Origin of the sequence: Tenacibaculum singaporense (genome assembly GCF_003867015.1) — a bacterium.
Classification (GTDB): domain Bacteria; phylum Bacteroidota; class Bacteroidia; order Flavobacteriales; family Flavobacteriaceae; genus Polaribacter; species Polaribacter singaporensis.
Genome location: NZ_CP032548.1, coordinates 886,526 through 903,402, shown reverse-complemented (window position 1 = coordinate 903,402; position 16,877 = coordinate 886,526). Strand labels below are relative to the sequence as shown.

The 16,877-nt window shown below is 32.1% G+C and carries 16 protein-coding genes; 4 read left to right on the top strand and 12 right to left on the bottom strand.

Going from position 1 to position 16,877, the window contains the following annotated elements; genetic code table 11:
* Positions 1-44 precede the first annotated feature (44 nt).
* The 4 genes from hflX to D6T69_RS04170 form a co-directional block, all read right to left on the bottom strand.
* Positions 45-1,244: a GTPase HflX gene (gene hflX, locus D6T69_RS04185; RefSeq protein WP_125066594.1), complete on the bottom strand. Its 1,200-nt coding sequence runs from the start codon at positions 1,242-1,244 to the stop codon at positions 45-47.
* A 61-nt stretch (positions 1,245-1,305) separates the two neighbouring features.
* Entirely contained in the window at positions 1,306-1,869 is a 564-nt protein-coding gene (locus D6T69_RS04180) for a uracil-DNA glycosylase family protein (protein ID WP_369919222.1), read from the bottom strand.
* Positions 1,870-2,207: 338 nt separating this feature from the next.
* Entirely contained in the window at positions 2,208-2,570 is a 363-nt protein-coding gene (locus tag D6T69_RS04175) for a Na(+)-translocating NADH-quinone reductase subunit F (RefSeq protein WP_125066592.1), read from the bottom strand.
* Entirely contained in the window at positions 2,570-3,928 is a 1,359-nt protein-coding gene (locus D6T69_RS04170; RefSeq protein WP_125066591.1) for a DEAD/DEAH box helicase, read from the bottom strand. Before D6T69_RS04170 ends, D6T69_RS04175 begins: the two co-directional genes overlap by 1 nt.
* 68 nt (positions 3,929-3,996) lie before the next feature.
* Between D6T69_RS04170 and D6T69_RS04165 the strand changes: the two genes are divergently transcribed.
* Positions 3,997-4,458: a Na(+)-translocating NADH-quinone reductase subunit F gene (locus D6T69_RS04165; protein WP_125066590.1), complete on the top strand. Its 462-nt coding sequence runs from the start codon at positions 3,997-3,999 to the stop codon at positions 4,456-4,458.
* A gap of 318 nt (positions 4,459-4,776) precedes the next feature.
* On the opposite strand, the gene nqrF is transcribed toward D6T69_RS04165, so the two are convergent.
* The 6 genes from nqrF to D6T69_RS04135 form a co-directional block, all read right to left on the bottom strand.
* On the bottom strand, positions 4,777-6,093 hold the full coding sequence (gene nqrF / locus D6T69_RS04160; RefSeq protein WP_047788331.1) for an NADH:ubiquinone reductase (Na(+)-transporting) subunit F: 1,317 nt from the start codon (positions 6,091-6,093) through the stop codon (positions 4,777-4,779).
* Complete coding sequence (gene nqrE, locus D6T69_RS04155; protein ID WP_125066589.1) at positions 6,093-6,851, bottom strand: NADH:ubiquinone reductase (Na(+)-transporting) subunit E; 759 nt, start codon at positions 6,849-6,851, stop codon at positions 6,093-6,095. Before nqrE ends, nqrF begins: the two co-directional genes overlap by 1 nt.
* 85 nt (positions 6,852-6,936) lie before the next feature.
* On the bottom strand, positions 6,937-7,581 hold the full coding sequence (locus D6T69_RS04150) for an NADH:ubiquinone reductase (Na(+)-transporting) subunit D (RefSeq protein ID WP_099215191.1): 645 nt from the start codon (positions 7,579-7,581) through the stop codon (positions 6,937-6,939).
* Between the two features lie 2 nt (positions 7,582-7,583).
* Positions 7,584-8,324, bottom strand: coding sequence for a Na(+)-translocating NADH-quinone reductase subunit C (locus D6T69_RS04145; RefSeq protein ID WP_125066588.1), 741 nt, complete (start codon positions 8,322-8,324; stop codon positions 7,584-7,586).
* Between the two features lie 2 nt (positions 8,325-8,326).
* Positions 8,327-9,532, bottom strand: coding sequence for an NADH:ubiquinone reductase (Na(+)-transporting) subunit B (locus D6T69_RS04140; RefSeq protein WP_125066587.1), 1,206 nt, complete (start codon positions 9,530-9,532; stop codon positions 8,327-8,329).
* Positions 9,533-9,535: 3 nt separating this feature from the next.
* Positions 9,536-10,888: a Na(+)-translocating NADH-quinone reductase subunit A gene (locus D6T69_RS04135; RefSeq protein ID WP_125066586.1), complete on the bottom strand. Its 1,353-nt coding sequence runs from the start codon at positions 10,886-10,888 to the stop codon at positions 9,536-9,538.
* Between the two features lie 162 nt (positions 10,889-11,050).
* Here D6T69_RS04135 and D6T69_RS04130 point away from each other — a divergent pair, with 162 nt between their 5' ends.
* The 3 genes from D6T69_RS04130 to D6T69_RS04120 are packed head-to-tail and all read left to right on the top strand — an operon-like array spanning position 11,051 to position 13,833.
* Positions 11,051-12,283 (top strand): type IX secretion system plug protein, encoded by a 1,233-nt coding sequence (locus D6T69_RS04130; RefSeq protein ID WP_125066585.1) that lies wholly within the window; start codon positions 11,051-11,053, stop codon positions 12,281-12,283.
* Positions 12,284-12,334: 51 nt separating this feature from the next.
* The gene (gene apaG / locus D6T69_RS04125) at positions 12,335-12,721 is read left to right on the top strand and encodes a Co2+/Mg2+ efflux protein ApaG (protein ID WP_125066584.1); all 387 of its coding nucleotides are present in this window, start codon (positions 12,335-12,337) and stop codon (positions 12,719-12,721) included.
* A complete protein-coding gene (locus tag D6T69_RS04120) occupies positions 12,721-13,833 on the top strand; it encodes a DUF3667 domain-containing protein (RefSeq protein WP_125066583.1) in 1,113 nt (370 codons plus the stop codon). The genes apaG and D6T69_RS04120 overlap by 1 nt, the downstream gene beginning before the upstream one ends.
* Here D6T69_RS04120 and D6T69_RS04115 read toward each other — a convergent pair.
* Both D6T69_RS04115 and D6T69_RS04110 read right to left on the bottom strand, forming a co-directional pair.
* The gene (locus tag D6T69_RS04115) at positions 13,830-15,158 is read right to left on the bottom strand and encodes a hypothetical protein (protein ID WP_125066582.1); all 1,329 of its coding nucleotides are present in this window, start codon (positions 15,156-15,158) and stop codon (positions 13,830-13,832) included. The genes D6T69_RS04120 and D6T69_RS04115 overlap by 4 nt on opposite strands.
* A gap of 5 nt (positions 15,159-15,163) precedes the next feature.
* Entirely contained in the window at positions 15,164-16,873 is a 1,710-nt protein-coding gene (locus D6T69_RS04110; RefSeq protein WP_125066581.1) for a hypothetical protein, read from the bottom strand.
* Positions 16,874-16,877 lie beyond the last annotated feature (4 nt).

Below are 16,877 nucleotides of genomic sequence, written 5' to 3'. Positions count from 1 at the left end.
TAAGTTCTTTTTAAGTTATGGTTGTGTTTTTTTACTGTAAAAAACTAATATTCTTGATATAAAAAATCATTATATGGAAAGCGCTGAATGTGTATTTTTTTTACTTCTTCATACACTTTATCTTTAAAGTTTTCTAAGTTATCTTTATTCAATGCTGAAATAAAAATACTTTCTGTTTCCAAATCATTCATCCATGTTCTTTTCCAATCTTCTAACGTGTAATGTTCTTTTGTTTTTTCTGTTATTAAATCATCTTCATCAATAGTTTCGTGAGTATAAGCGTCTATTTTATTAAATACCATAACTGTTGGCTTATCTTTACTATCTATTTCATCTAAAATTTTATTTACAGAAGCTATATGATCTTCAAAGTTTGGATGTGAAATATCTACGACATGTAATAATAAATCTGCTTCACGAACTTCATCTAAAGTAGACTTGAACGACTCTACTAATTGTGTTGGTAATTTTCTAATGAACCCAACGGTGTCTGTCATTAAAAAAGGAATATTTTTTATTACTACCTTTCTAACTGTAGTGTCTAATGTTGCAAACAGTTTATTCTCTGCAAAAACCTCACTTTTACTAACAACATTCATCAAGGTAGATTTACCAACATTGGTATATCCTACCAAAGCAACACGTACCATTTTCCCACGATTTTTTCGTTGTATGGACATTTGCTTGTCAATAGTTACTAATTTCTTTTTTAGCAACGAAATTTTATCTCGAATAATACGACGGTCAGTTTCTATTTCTGTTTCTCCAGGACCACGCATACCAATACCCCCTTTTTGTTTATCAAGGTGTGTCCACATTCTGGTTAATCGAGGTAATAAATATTGGTATTGTGCTAATTCTACTTGAGCTTTTGCTGAGCTTGTTTGTGCTCTACTTGCAAAAATATCAAGTATTAAGTTGGTTCTATCTAAAATTTTACAATCTAAAAAACGTTCAACATTTCTAAGTTGCGCAGGCGATAACTCATCATCAAAAATAGCTGTTCCAATATCATTGGAATCTATATAAGCTTTTACATCTTCTAATTTACCTGTTCCAATAAAAGTTTTTGGATGGGGTTTATCTAATTTTTGAACAAATCTCTTAACAGCAAATCCTCCAGCTGTAAGTGTTAAAAACTCTAGCTCATCAAGATATTCTTCTGATTTCTTTTCGTCTTGATGCTGGGTTATAATACCTATTAAAACCGCTTTTTCTGATATGGCTTCTCTTGTTTCTATCATACATTGCAAAAGTACAAATTTATCAATGCATGTATTTAACTTTCTTTTAGTATTAAAATCACTATATCAGCTTTTTCACCGTGTTTTTTAACATAGGTAAAACTTCTTTTTCAAACCATGGGTTTTTGGTCAACCAAAATCGATTTCTTGGTGATGGATGGGGTAATACAAAATACTGAGGCAAGTACTCTTCAAAAGCATTTACTGTTTCGGTGAGTGTTCGTTTTGCTTTCTTTTTCAAATAATAGTTTTGAGCATACATTCCTATTAAAATAATCAGCTTAACTTCTGATATTTCTTTTAATAAAGGTTGATGCCACTGTGGAGCGCATTCTTTTCTTGGTGGTAAATCTCCTGTTTTTCCTTTTCCTGGATAACAAAAACCCATAGGTATTATTCCAAAGTTATTGGTATCATAAAACTCCTCATCAGTAACATCCAACCATTTCCTAAGCTGTTTTCCACTAGCATCATCCCAAGGAATCCCAGATTGATGTACTTTGGCTCCAGGGGCTTGACCTACAATAATGATTTTGGATTTTTTACTAGCAAGAACTACAGGATTAGGCTCTATATGTTTCTCACAAATCTTACAGTTTTTTATTTCATTTAACAGATTCTCCACACTGTAAATTTACTATTTATGTATAAAAAAACACTCGTTTACATCATAAAACGAGTGTTTTTTAAATTCTAACTATTTAAACCTTAATTATTAATTGCATAACTAGCACCATTACCTAAATCTGATAAAAATGCCATAATAGTTTTCATTAATTTTTTTCCTTTTTTGGTTAGTAGTTGTCTTTTCATTTTTTTAGATATTTTATTAATTTCCCTGAGGTAAAATTAACATACAACTACCTAGTATTCAATAGTGTTTATACCCTTTCCAATCTACAAAACCACTATTTTTCCTTCAGTTAAAAAAGGAGATTAGCACCAAAAATTAGTAAAAAGGTTTTATAAGATTTTTACAAAATCATCAAAAGCAACATAATAGGGCTTGTCTTTAAACACAGGTAAATCTACACTTTCTGCATTTGCTATACCTATGCCAGCATACCAAACCTTTGCATTTTGTTTTTCTGCGTGTTTTTTAAAAGTTTCCATCCACAATACATCATATTCTTGTGGAGACTGTATGTTGTTCGTAGTTTTTACTAATACAAAAATGGTAGACTCTCCTTTTTTAAACAACACAAATTGTGGATGCTTTTTCAACTCGCTATTTACTGCAACAAATTCATACCCCATTTCTTGCAGTTTTTTACCCACAATATTCATTCCTAAATTGTGAAGTTCTTGCTTAGTAAGTTCTTGCATTATTTACGTTTCTTATTGCGTTTGTTATAATTTTTATCTCCTCTTGTTTTTGGCTTTTTGTACTTCTTGGCAAGCTCTCTTCTATAAGAACCTCCTTGGTTTGTTTTTTTATTCTTTTCCTTTTTCTCGTGAAAAGCGGGACCTGGAATGTATTCTTGAGAAGTTCTGTTTTTATTTACTTCTCTTTCTTCTTTCGGACGCTCTTCTTCCGTTAATTGCTTGGTTATTTCAACTTGTTCTGGAATTTCTTCCTTTGGAATTGTGTAATCCATCAATTCCTCAATTCTTTGTTTTGCTTCCTGCTCTTTTTCCGTAGCGAATAAAATTGCTTTTCCCTCTCTTTCTGCACGACCAGTACGTCCTATTCTGTGCATGTAGTTTTCAGGAAAATGTGGTACATTAAAGTTTATTACATGCGTAACTTCCTCTAAATCTAATCCACGTGCAATTACATCGGTAGCTATTAAGATTCGTTTTTCTCCTTTGTTGAATTGTTCTATAGAGCGCAAACGGTAGTTTTGTGTTTTATTTGAATGAATTACACAGGCTTGTGATGGATATTCTTCGGCTACACAATCAAATAGTCTGTCTGCATTTCTTTTATTAGGTGCAAACACCAACACTTTACTAAACTCTGATTTATCAAATAATAAATAGTTTAATAAGTTGACTTTTGTATAAAAATTAGGAACATCATAGCTTATTTGCTGAATGTTATCTAACGGTGTTCCACTTACTGCAATTGCTATTTTATGTGGAGCAATAAAAAAATCATCAATTAATGCTTCAACATCCTCCGTCATCGTTGCTGAAAACATGATGTTTTGACGTCTTTGAGGTAATAAATCAAAGATGTTTAACAACTGAAAACGAAAACCCAAATCAAGCATTACATCTACTTCATCAATGACTAATTTTTGAATGGACTTTAATTTTAATACGTTACTTAACGCTAAATCGTACAAACGTCCTGGTGTGGCAACAATAATGTCAGCTCCTTGCATTACTGCTTCTTTATGGCGATTTAAATTAACTCCACCATATACACCTACAGTTCGTAAAGTGATGTATTTAGCTAGCTTTTCTATCTCTTCTACCACCTGAACCACTAATTCTCGTGTAGGTACTATTATCATCACCCTTGGGTGTTGTTGTTTTGAAAACTTTAAATCACGTAATATAGGCAGTAAGTACCCAAAAGTTTTACCTGTACCTGTTTGTGCAATCCCCACCACATCTTTTCCTGAACGAATTACAGGAAATGCTTGTTCTTGAATAGGTGTTGGATTTACGAAACCTAATTCTTCAATTGAATTTCTTAGTGGATTTGATAAGTCTAAATCTTGAAAAGTCGTCATTAACAATAATTTGATGCAAAGGTACAACCAATATTTTGTATATTTAAGGGAGTAAATCCTTTTTGATTATGGAAATACCTAAACGATTAGAACAAGCACTTATAAAGCTTTATAATGCTTTTCACAACGATGAATTGAATCCTGAATGTTGCTCAGCATGTGCGGTTGGAAATATATTAGACAATCGAGATAGTTGGAAACATCTCACGAATGGTCATGGCTCATTGCAACTAAGCTATGTGGGTAGGGTTCATCAAAATTTAGGTAGAAAATTTAATGGTTACACTCCGCTTGAATTACTACTGATTGAAAGGGTGTTTTTAGAAGCATGCGGTTTTACTGTTCCTTTATGTCATTATAATCCAAAACCTCAAAATCCGACCGATAAAGAAAGATTATTTAATGGTTTATACGCTGTAGTTTCACAACTATGTGAACTCGAAGGAATAGCTAACGTTATGGATTATGCTAGAGTTTTTGAATATGAGAGCGACAACCCAGTTTATAAGTTCGATGTAATTTATGAATAGCATTATTTTGCTAAAAACGTTGTTTTGCATTCATGACATTTAAATCTTCTCTTATTAAAGAATACTATCTTTTGAAATAAACTTCTTCTTTTTCTTCTTATAAATGTAGATTTACAATTTGGACAATTCATTGATTTGTTTGGTTTTTAATTTATTGTAAGTAGTAGTTCTACAAAATAAGCTTATTAAGTTTAACTGAAAGTTAAAAGTTTATAAACAGTTGAAAATTAATTATGAATGGTATTTTTTTAAGCACAAAAAAACCGATACAAATTATTTGTATCGGTTTTATAATATGATGTATTAAACACTATGTGTCTATCCTCCAAAGTCGTCAAAACGAATGTTTTCGTCATCTAGACCAAAATCTTCACCCATTTTTTGTACTGCTTTGTTCATTAATGGTGGTCCACAGAAATATAATTCTAAATCCTCAGGACTTTCATGCTTAGATAAATATTGGTCTATTACAACTTGATGAATAAACCCAACAAAACCATCTCCGCTTTCATCATTAATATCTTTTTTAACCTTCCAGTTATCTTCTTCTAATGGCTCAGATAATGCCAAGTAGAATTTAAAGTTTGGAAAGTCTTTTTCTAACGCTCTAAAGTAGTGAATGTAGAATAATTCTGCTTTAGAACGACCTCCGTACCAGTATGTTACTTTTCTACCAGTCTTTAAAGTTCTAAATAAATGATAAATATGTGAACGCATTGGTGCCATACCAGCTCCACCACCTACATATAACATCTCTGCATCTGAATCATTGATAAAGAATTCACCATAAGGTCCAGAAATAGTTACTTTATCTCCTGGCTTTTGATTAAAAATATACGAAGATGCCACCCCTGGATTTACATCCATCCATCCGCCTTTAGCACGGTCGAAAGGAGGTGTTGCTACACGAACATTTAACATGATTTCTCTTCCTTCTGCTGGATAAGAAGCCATAGAGTATGCTCTCTCTACAGTTTCCTCATTCTTCATTACTAATGGCCTTAGGTTAAATTTATCCCAATCAGCCTCAAATTTATCTGGTTCACCTGGATGATCTTGTGGATGTGCAGAAATATCCATATCAGCATATTTTACTTCACATGGTGGTATTTCAATTTGAATATACCCACCTGCTTTATAATCCATTTCTTCTGGAATCTCAACTACAAACTCCTTAATAAAGGTTGCTACGTTATAATTTCTTACAACAGTTGCTTCCCATTTCTTAATTCCGAAAATTTCTTCTGGAATAGAGATATCCATATCTTGCTTTACTTTTACCTGACATGCTAAACGGATACCGTGTTGTAATTCTTTACGTGTAAAGTGTGGTGTTTCTGTAGGTAAAGCTTCTCCTCCACCTGAATTTACATGACACTCACATTGTACACAAGAACCACCACCACCACAAGCTGATGGTAAAAAGATTTTTTCATTACCTAAGGTAGATAATAAAGTTCCTCCTGATGCTACTTCTATTGTTTTTTCACCATTGATTGTAATTTTTACAGGTCCAGATGGTGCCAATTTTTGCTTAACAAATAATAATAAAGCTACCAAAACTAAGATTACCGCTAAAAACGCTAATACTGTAATAGCAACTGTTCCTCCTGTGCTTACTTCTAAAAATACCATTATTCTGTAATTTCTTTAGTGTTATTAGCTAATTCTTCTGCCTTCTCTTCAGTCTTTTCAGTTTCCTCTACTACCTTTTCTTCAACTTCTTTCTTATCAACCTTAACTTCAGCAGTTTCTTCTTTTTTACCTGCATCATCACCTCCTGTTAACATTCCACCGAAGCTCATAAACCCGATAGCCATTAAACCTGTAATAATGAATGTAATTCCTAATCCTCTTAATGCTGGTGGCACTGATGAGTATCTGATTTTTTCACGAATAGCAGCAATTGCTAAAATTGCTAAAAACCACCCGATTCCTGAACCAATACCATACGTAAATGATAAACCTAATGTTGGAATTTCACGAGATTGCATAAATAAAGACCCTCCTAAAATTGCACAGTTTACTGCAATTAATGGTAAGAAAATACCTAAAGAGTTATATAATGCTGGCGCAAATTTTTCAACTATAATTTCTACTAATTGTACCATGGTTGCAATTGTTGCAATAAACATGATAAACGACAAGAAACTTAAGTCATAATCTACATATTCTTCTCCTAACCACTTTAAAGCTCCAGGTTGTAATAAGTATTGATCTAACAACCAGTTTACTGGTACTGTTACTGCTAATACAAAGATTACAGCAGCTCCTAAACCTACGGCTGTTGATACTTTTTTAGATACAGCAAGGTATGAACACATTCCTAAGAAGGTAGCAAATACCATGTTATCTATAAATATCGATTTGAAAAATAATTCTATATGTTCCATATTTTTATAGTATTTAGTATTGAGTAGTTAGTATTGAGTTTATTGATAGCATCTCAATTCTCATATCTAACGTCTCATTACTATTTTAATCTTCTACTAATGCTTTATTTCTTGTACGTTGTACCCAAATAATAATACCTACAACGATTAATGCCATTGGTGATAATAACATAAATCCGTTGTTTTCGTATCCTAAAGCATACAATCCTGTTTTCTCGATAGGATCACCTAACACTTTAAATCCTAATAAAGTACCTGAACCGAATAACTCTCTAAAGAATCCTACAATAATTAAGATTACTGCATATCCTAAAGCATTTCCTATTCCATCTAAAAATGATCTCCATGGTCCGTTACCTAAAGCAAATGCCTCAAAACGTCCCATAATAATACAGTTGGTAATAATTAACCCAATAAATACCGATAAGGTTTTACTTAAATCGTACGCAAACGCTTTTAGCACTTGGTCTACAATAATTACTAAGGTTGCTACTACGATTAACTGTACAATAATTCTAATTTTTGATGGAATAATATTTCTCATTAACGAGATTACTACATTCCCTACTCCTAATACAAATAATACCGATATAGACATTACAATAGAAGCTTTTAACTCTGCTGTAATTGCTAGTGCAGAACAAATACCTAATACCTGAATTGTAATTGGGTTATTATCTGCTAATGGATCAGTAATTAATGCTGCGTCTTTTTTTGATAAAAGTCCCATAATTATTTTAATGTTTTAAAGTAAGGTACGTATAATGCTAATTCTGATTTAAGCATTGCAGCTACCCCGTCACCAGTAATAGTTGCTCCTGCAATTGCATCTACCTCGTTATCATTTTTATCTTCATTCTTTGGATCGTTATTAGATTTAGATACTGCAATTCCTTTAAAAGAACCGTTGCTCATTAAATCTTCTCCAATAAAATCGTCCATAAAGTAACGTTGCTTAATGTTAGCCCCTAAACCTGGTGTTTCTCCTTTGTGATCGAAGAAAACTCCTTGAACTACCATGTTTTTATCCATTGCAACATATCCCCAAATAGCATCCCAAAGACCCTTACCTCTAATTGGAGCGATATAGAAAGTTTTTCCTTCCTTTTCACCTACAAATAATGGTAATTTTCTTGTTTTTCCTTCTTTAGCTGCTGTTTGTTGCTTTTTTACATCAATTAAATACGCTTTAGCGTCTTCAGAAACGTTATCTCCTTCAATTACTAATTGTTTTTTAATGTATTTAGCAAACTCGTCTGCTACTTTATCTTTTGAAACAAACTCTACACTTGTTTCATCGTTTTCGTTTACACCCATTGCATACAAAATGTTTTGCTGCTTCTCGATACGCTTGTTAGCGTCGATTGTTGGGCGAAGTGATGACGCTGTAAAAGCTAACAACGCACCCACTACTAGTACCATTCCTATTGCGAATACTACCGTATATACATTACTATCTGTCTTCTTACTCATAATTAGGCAGTTTTAGCTTTTAAACGTTTTAATCTTCTCTTAACATTACCTTGAACTACGTAATGATCAATTGTTGGAGCAAATACGTTCATTAATAAAATCGCTAACATTACTCCTTCTGGATATGCTGGGTTGAATACACGAATCATAATCGAGATAAATCCGATTAAGAAACCATAAATCCACTTTCCTTTGTTAGTTTGTGATGCTGTTACTGGATCAGTTGCCATGTATACTGCACCAAATGCGAAACCTCCAATTAATAAATGTTTCCAAAAATCTAAACTCATTAATCCGTAAAACTTACTTGTTTCACCAACCCATCCCATATCAACTACTTGGTTAAAGATGAATCCCATTACTAAAGCTCCGATTACTGAAGATAACATAATTCTCCAGCTTCCAATCTTTGTAAAGATCAAGAATAAAGCTCCTAATAAAATTAATAATGTTGATGTTTCTCCTACTGAACCTGGAATAAACCCAAAGAACATATCAGAAACTGAATAGTTTAATGGTTGTGACTGTGCTAAACTTCCTAAGATTGTTTCTCCTGAAATAGCATCAGCTGTTCCAGCAGCTTCTACAGCTCCTTGAACCCATACTTTATCTCCAGACATCCATGTTGGATATGCGAAGAATAAGAATGCACGAATTGTTAAGGCTGGGTTTAAGATATTCATCCCAGTTCCTCCAAATACTTCTTTACCAATTACTACTCCAAATGCTACCGCTACTGCTAACATCCACAATGGTAAATCTACAGGTACGATTAACGGAACTAACATTCCTGTTACTAAGTATCCTTCTTCTATCTCATGTCCTTTGATTATACAAAAAATAAATTCTATTGCTAAACCAACAACATACGATACAATTACTAATGGTAATATTTTAACTAAACCGATTAGTAAGTTATCCATATTCCAAAATTCTCCAGAAAAGAAACCAGTTGCGTTTGAAACGGCTTCTATTTGAAGATTATGCTGATATCCTGCATTAAACATACCAAATATTAAACATGGAACTAATGCCATGATTACTGTATTCATTGTACGTTTAAGATCATCTGCCGACTTAATATGAGTTCCTCCATGAGTAGTCTCATTCGGCATATATAAAAATGTATGAAAACCATTAAATAGCGGAGCTATTTTAGTTCCTTCATACTTCTTTTTTAAATTATGTAAGTTTTGTTTTAAGCCCATATCTTATCCTAATTCTTCTCTCATTAAATCTAATCCTTCACGAATTATTTTTTGGTGAGGTTGTTTCGACACACAAATAAATTCTGTTAACGCAAAATCTTCTGGTGCAATTTCGTAAGCTCCTAATCCTTCCATTTCGTCAAGATCTTTATACATACAAGCTTTTAATAATTGCATCGGATAGATATCTAACGGAAAAATTTCTTCATAAGAACCTGTTACTACAAATGCTCTATGCTCTCCGTTAGTATTCGTATCTAAGTCATATTTTTTCTTTGGGTTTAACCAAGAAAAAGTTAATGCTCTAGAAGTAGATATTTTATTAAAAACTGGCTTATTCCACCCAAATAATTCATAGTCATCTCCTTCTGGGATAGCTGTAATTAAGTTATCGTAGTATCCTAAGAAACCATCTTCTTTAACTTCTAAACCACTTAAAACATTTCCACTAATTACACGAGCATTATTAGCGTCTAAATTTCCTTTAACAACATCAGCAATTTGCGCTCCTGCTTTTGCAGTTACGTACTGTGGTTTGTTAAACTTAGATCCTGCTAATGCAATTGTACGAGTAACATTAAACTTTCCAGTTAATAACAACTCTCCTATTACCACTAAGTCTTGAGGTGTAACTACCCACACAACTTCTCCTTTGTTAATAGGATCAATTTGTGCTATTTGAGTACTTACATTCCCTACTGGGTGTGGCCCTGAAACTTTATGTAGCTCAACTCCTTTCACATCTTTAAACGGTGATAGTGTTGAGTTTTTAGCTACAGAAACATGTACTTTACCTGCTGTTAATTTTGTTAACGCTGTTAAAGCTGCTTGTAATTCTGCTTCTTTGCCTTTTAACGCATAATCATAATCGGCTGCTAAAGGTGCACTTGCATAGGCTGATACAAAAATTGCTTTTGGTGCTTGATTAGGGTTTGCAACCACGTCGTACGGACGTTGTTTTACAAACGGCCAACAACCTGAAGCAAACAAGTGGTTTTTCACCTCTTCCCCAGACATTGCGTCTACATCTTTCTTACCAAAATCTTTGTATTCCTGCTGTGCATCAGCAGTGATTTTAATTGCTAAAACTTTTCTTCGTGCTCCACGAACGATTTCTGTAACTTTACCACTAACAGGACTAGGGAATAAAATACGCTCATCACTTTTTGAATAAAAAAGTGCTTCACCTGCTTTTACTTCTGTACCTTCTTTTGCTAAAATTTTAGGAATAACGCCGTGAAAATCATCTGGCTTTACTGCAAACACACTACCTAATTGAAGTTCGGTAGTTACCTGTTCTGCCTCGCCAACTAGCTTGATATCCAAGCCTTTCTTAATACGGATGTCTTTTGACATAGGAACTGATTAATTTGATTTTCTTAAAAAACACGCAAATTTAAAAATTTTGAATCCCTTTGCAGAACAAAAACATTTTTATCTTTACGAAACCTTATTATTTATATTTATTCTAAATAAAAACCTTGTCTTTGGCTTATATTTTGATACTTTTGTTACATCATGATAAAAAAAGAACTATCCTTAATTGCCTTTTTATTAGTTGTTTCGACCTTTGCTCAAAACATAAAGACTATACAATTACGACCTAAAAATAACCCCAATTTTTATGCTCCAATTACTCGTTTAGGTGATGTTTTAAAATTGTCTTTTGACGATTTAGACGCTGACAGTAAACAGTACCAATATAAAATTGAGCACATGACTCATGACTGGAAGCCTAGCTCAATGACAAGCAACCAATATATTGAGGGTTTTGAACAAAACGAGATTATCAATTTCAACAATTCTTTTAACACACTTCAACCTTACACACACTACTCTGTAGAAATCCCAAATCAAAATACAATTATCACCAAAAGTGGTAATTATCTAATTTCTGTTATAGACGAAAACTACGAAGTTGTTTTTACCAGACGCTGTGTGTTTTACGAAGATATTACTACTGTTGGTGTTGCTGCTTTTAGAAGTAGAAACGCAGCAACAACCAACCAACAACAAACCGTTCAATTTTCTGTTAATCACCCGGGGTTACAAATCAATACGCCGTCACAAGAAATTAATGTTGCATTATTTCAAAACCATAATTGGAATACTGCTATTACCAATCTCCAACCTATATTTATTAAACCTCAGCAATTATTATACAATCACACTATAAAAACTAATTTTTGGGGTGGAAACGAGTTTTTAAATTTTGACACAAAATTTATACGAAACTCTAGTTTAAATGTTGCTAGAGTAGAACGCAAAGACTTATACCACAGCTATCTTTACACTGACGAGCCTCGTACTGATAAAACATACACTTACAACCCTGACATCAATGGACAATTTGTTGTAAGAACCACAGAACGCGATGTTCTTGACGATAGAGATAATACCGAAGCTGATTATTCTTTAGTTCATTTTTCTTTAGAAGTTTTTGAACCTTACGATAACAAAGATGTTTATGTGTATGGTGCATTTAACAATTACGAACTGTCTGAAGAAAACAAAATGATTTACGATTCCTCTCAGAGAATTTACAAAGCTACACTTCCTTTTAAGCAAGGCTTTTATAACTACAGTTATGTTACTTTAGACAGCAACAAAAGCATTGACCTACATGAAATTGACGGTTCTTTTTACCAAACCGAAAATGAGTACACTGTAATTGTTTACTATAAGCCTTTTGGTGAAATTTATGACAGAGTAATTGGTGTAGGTTATGTTTTTTTTAATCAAAACAGGTAAGGTATACATAGAAACATTGACTAAAAACTGAAAAAGAACTATCTTTATCATATGTTTCAACAAGTAACAAAAGGCATTAAAATCTCTGTAAAAACATCTTTTAGAGGCTCTGTATACAGAGGACATCGACAGTACTATGCTTTTAGTTATTATATTTCTATAGAAAATAAATCGAAAGACACCGTAAAGCTACTAGAGCGTTTTTGGGTTATTTTTGATGCTCTTAACAACACTGAATATGTAGAAGGCGAAGGTGTTGTTGGAGAAACACCAACTTTAAAACCTAACGATATTTATAATTACAGATCTAATTGTTTTTTACTCTCTACCATAGGCGCTATGGGTGGAAACTATAAAATGATTAACATAGAAACACTTGAAGAATTTTTAGTAATTATTCCTACTTTTCAACTAACCACTACTGCTATTTTAAACTAATGATTAAAAAAAATAAAGTTCCAGTTGTAAGAGATGCTAACTGTTTAAACTGTGGACATCCTTTTACTAATAATGAAAAATTTTGCCCTGAATGTGGGCAAAAAAATAGAGGAAAAAAAATTACTCTAAGCGTTTTTCTTCGTGAGCTTTTTGCTGGTTTCTTTTCCTTAGACACTAAATTTTGGCGAACACTTATCCCTTTATTAATAAACCCTGGTAAAGTTTCAAAAGACTACATCGAAGGCAAAAGAGTAAGATATACCAATCCGTTTCGGTTTTATTTAGCTACTTCTATTATCTTTTTTTTAATTATAAGTTTAACTGATAACTATAAGAAATTTGAAGAATTAAGAATTGGTAAATCTTCGAGTATTAATTCTCAAATTAATTTAAACAATGACAATAGCGATGCTATTGAAGTAGATCTTGACTCTATTCAAGATGTAGTTTTCAAACAACTTGAAGAACAAGACTCTATAGAAGCTAAAAAGACACTTACCAAACTTGATTCCACATCAGCTTCATATAATTCTGAACAAAAACTAATCAAAGCTAACTCTAATGATTCTTTCGGGCTCGTAAAATTTATGAAATTTCAAAAGACGCATCCTAAAGTACCAATTGACGCTGCTTTGGACAGCCTGAAATTGGAGAAAAATTTCAGCAATCGCTTTTGGTATTCACGTGCAAAAGTTTTTAACTCAGTCTTTTTAAACAAAGATGAAACAAAAAAGTTTTTCCGTCAAATACTATCGTATGCTTCTATCGCACTATTTATACTTCTACCTATATTCACTTTATTTTTAAAGTTTATTTACCTTAGAAGGAGGTATACATATGTAGAACATCTTGTTTTTGTATTTCATGTACAAACCGTACTCTTTCTGCTGTTTTCTATTTTTTATATTATAGACTTTTTTAAACACTCTAGCAGCTTCCTGCCTGTTTTCTTACTACTCTTCATGATTTATTTATTTATAGCCATGAAAAGATTTTACAATCAGGGGTATTTTAAGACATTTATAAAGTACACACTAGCTAACACTATGTTTTTTATACTAGCAATGCTAGGATCTATTGCTATCTCGTTTGCTGCCTTTGCTTTATATTAATTTAATAGTTGTAAGAAAAAGTTTTTTGAAGTGTCTTTTAACTCTACAGTTCCTTTTAACTGATTGTTATTAGTTACCAACAGTTGTATTGTATTTACTTTATCCAGGTATTCGCTTTTAAAAGAATAAATACCCCTGTCTTTTTGTTGATAGTCAGCAACATTAAACAGGAGATAAAACTTATTACTTCCATCGGTTTCTTTGGCTAACTTTTTCCTCTTTACGGAAGCAAATTTTAAGCCGTTTTCTTCACAAAAGCTATAAGTAGTAAACAAAGGCATTAATGTTAATAAATCTTCATTCTCAACCCTCTTTATCACTTCCTTTTCTTTTAGATAGTTACATAAATCTTCTCCTTGCAACTCTAAAGTTACCTCAGGGGTAATTGTATTCTGAATTTCCTTTTTTTCTATCTTATTAAAATCATCATCATACTCATAAGTTACAATGGTATCTGATTTCTCTATAAAAGAAGTAAGATTCCCCTCAACTACTCCGTTCCATCTATTAATAACCGAATCTAATGACAATGTTGTAAGTTTTTTGAACTTTTTCTTTAGATTTTTATCTAATTCATTAGCCACTATTTCGGTATTTAGCTTTCCTGACACACTTATTATCGAACTACCTACTGATGTTGCTTTAAAAGGCTTAAACAAGTTCTTTTTCTTATTCAATTCGCCTTGAATTCTTAAACTCCCTCCATCAACAACGAACTCAAAAAAATCTCCTTTTAAAGTGCTTACAGTCAAAGGCGCTTCACTCTTCTTTATTTTATCAAAAATTAAATCGCTTTCAGAAAAATAACTTTTATGATTTAATGCCAATAATAACTCGGATGATACTTGTGCCTCTTTATCTTTTTTTAATAACACTTGCAAAAAGTTATCTTTTACTACACAACTTATTATTCCTTTACTATAAACTGTAGTTTTACTAACATTTTTCGCCGTAAACTTTTCTTCTTTTAAAGCTTCTATAAAATTTTGCTTTACAGATATTGGACTACTAATAAAAAAGTCTTTAAACTCTCGTGTATTGGTATATAAAAACAAACTAGCAGGCACTTCTACCTCATCCAACAACGTTGTTTTCTTTTCTTCTTTTGAAGCTGAAGACTTCTTAAAGTCTAACTGAGAAAATGGGTGCTTTAAAAAACTAAGAAGTATGTTATACTCTATTTCTCGAAGATTGAGATAGACTATAGTTTCAGCTGAAGTTGGTACTTTTTTTGCATAAATTACGGTTGGATTATATCTAAAAAACCCAACCGTAACTATAATACAGCATACTATTATAAGTATATATGCTATTCTTTTTATCATTTAGCTTACTTCGCTACTGCATTGATAAATTCTAACAATAATTTTAAGGTATTTTCTTCTGTTCCTTGTGTAGAGATTTTTAATTCAGAAGAAATGGTATTTCCTTTCATTCTAGACACTCTAAAGACTCCGTCGTTTAAATTATCTGTAGAGAATCGCATTGCTTCCTTTTCAGATTTGCTCATCCATTCATTAGGAATCTTATTTAAAACCGCATTTACATCAACATAAAACACTGTTGAGTTATCTCTAACTAATTTACTGTGCTTTTTAGTATTAAAGTTATTATTTCCTCTAGCAATACTTAACGCATTCGTTTCTGAGGTTGTTAAGTACAATACATCATTTTTAACTACAGAATATAGATTAAATGGTATATCAGACTTTTTTGTTTTAAACTTTACTACGTTATTTTTAATCTCAACTGCTTTATGCTTTTCTCCTAACTTGAAAAATTTATTCAATAAGTCTTCCTCTTTAGAACCAATCATTAACGTAAAATCAGGAACGAATTCTTCCTTAGTTTTCGTTACTTCTTTACGCTTATAATCTTCATCGTACTTGTAAGTAGTATATTCTACTTCTTCTTTAGAAAAATCATTCAACACTAAAAGAGCATCACCTGTAATTAATCTTCCAACAGCTTCTTCATCTATAACTAAAGAAAATAAATCTCCTACAATTTCCATTTCTTCTTGAAACTTAGGCAAAATACCTCCGTACATCTTGTTCAATAATTCAGGATATTGCTTTAATGTTTCTTCAGTATCTATAGAAATACTCCAAAATGCTAATGCTTTATCGTGATCAAAACTATTTACTAAATTACGGCTCATTCTTTTATTATAAATCTTTTTAAAAGACTTCTTCATATCTGGGCTAACCGACATATCTAATAAAATTCTTGCATCGCTTTTATCAAAAAATAAATTAGCAGTTACTTCTTCAACTCCATAAATGTTTTGATTTCCTCCTTCAGCATACAAAGGATACAAAGAGCTACCAAAAGATTTAAATAAATCTGTCATTAACATACCATAATTACGAACCCAAAGCGTTGCTGATGCATTTTTCTTTTTACTCTTTTGATACTTTGCATTAGAAGCAATAGAACTGATAACATTCTTATTAAATAGGTCTAACACATACTTTTTTGTCCAACCTTTACCTATTCTTTTTCTAAATGAATAACCGTACTCTTTTTCCTCCTTTAGTTTATCCAAACGTTCTTTGTGAGTTGAGAAATAACCTCTAGAAACATCTCCATGCACTAACAAAAGATAATCGTCATTCCAAATTCTAATATCGCTACGCCCTTCAATAATGTTGTAGCCTTCCATTCTTCTTATCTTCTTCTTATTTCGCTTACTTAACATTGATTCAAACAACTCTCTATCTTTCAACTCCACATAAAAGTTATGATATGAAATACTATCTGTCTTAGTAAAGAAATAATAAGCATTCGATTTAATATCTATACCTGCATTAGCAACTGAAGACACTTTATCTTCTTCTCTTCTTCTATTAACATCCTTTAAAATCTCTTTTCCAATAGCACTTTCATCTATATCTGATACTTTTATTAACTTAAATAAATTTTCTGCGTTTGCAGAAACTAACACATCTACATTGTTAGGTATTTTAGACTCTAATTTCTGAGCCTGAATCGCTGTAAGTGTGCTTAATAAAAATAGTGTAGCAATAATTTTTTTCATTCTA

Bases quoted from the DNA above. Each gene is read 5' to 3' on its own strand.
- D6T69_RS04120 (WP_125066583.1), top strand. From the start codon at position 12,721: ATGATTAAAAAAAATAAAGTTCCAGTTGTAAGAGATGCTAACTGTTTA.
- D6T69_RS04110 (WP_125066581.1), bottom strand. From the start codon at position 16,873: ATGAAAAAAATTATTGCTACACTATTTTTATTAAGCACACTTACAGCG.
- D6T69_RS04140 (WP_125066587.1), bottom strand. From the start codon at position 9,532: ATGGGCTTAAAACAAAACTTACATAATTTAAAAAAGAAGTATGAAGGA.
- apaG (WP_125066584.1), top strand. From the start codon at position 12,335: ATGTTTCAACAAGTAACAAAAGGCATTAAAATCTCTGTAAAAACATCT.
- D6T69_RS04145 (WP_125066588.1), bottom strand. From the start codon at position 8,324: ATGAGTAAGAAGACAGATAGTAATGTATATACGGTAGTATTCGCAATA.
- D6T69_RS04115 (WP_125066582.1), bottom strand. From the start codon at position 15,158: ATGATAAAAAGAATAGCATATATACTTATAATAGTATGCTGTATTATA.
- hflX (WP_125066594.1), bottom strand. From the start codon at position 1,244: ATGATAGAAACAAGAGAAGCCATATCAGAAAAAGCGGTTTTAATAGGT.
- D6T69_RS04135 (WP_125066586.1), bottom strand. From the start codon at position 10,888: ATGTCAAAAGACATCCGTATTAAGAAAGGCTTGGATATCAAGCTAGTT.
- nqrE (WP_125066589.1), bottom strand. From the start codon at position 6,851: ATGGAACATATAGAATTATTTTTCAAATCGATATTTATAGATAACATG.
- D6T69_RS04175 (WP_125066592.1), bottom strand. From the start codon at position 2,570: ATGCAAGAACTTACTAAGCAAGAACTTCACAATTTAGGAATGAATATT.
- D6T69_RS04170 (WP_125066591.1), bottom strand. From the start codon at position 3,928: ATGACGACTTTTCAAGATTTAGACTTATCAAATCCACTAAGAAATTCA.
- nqrF (WP_047788331.1), bottom strand. From the start codon at position 6,093: ATGGTATTTTTAGAAGTAAGCACAGGAGGAACAGTTGCTATTACAGTA.
- D6T69_RS04165 (WP_125066590.1), top strand. From the start codon at position 3,997: ATGGAAATACCTAAACGATTAGAACAAGCACTTATAAAGCTTTATAAT.
- D6T69_RS04150 (WP_099215191.1), bottom strand. From the start codon at position 7,581: ATGGGACTTTTATCAAAAAAAGACGCAGCATTAATTACTGATCCATTA.
- D6T69_RS04130 (WP_125066585.1), top strand. From the start codon at position 11,051: ATGATAAAAAAAGAACTATCCTTAATTGCCTTTTTATTAGTTGTTTCG.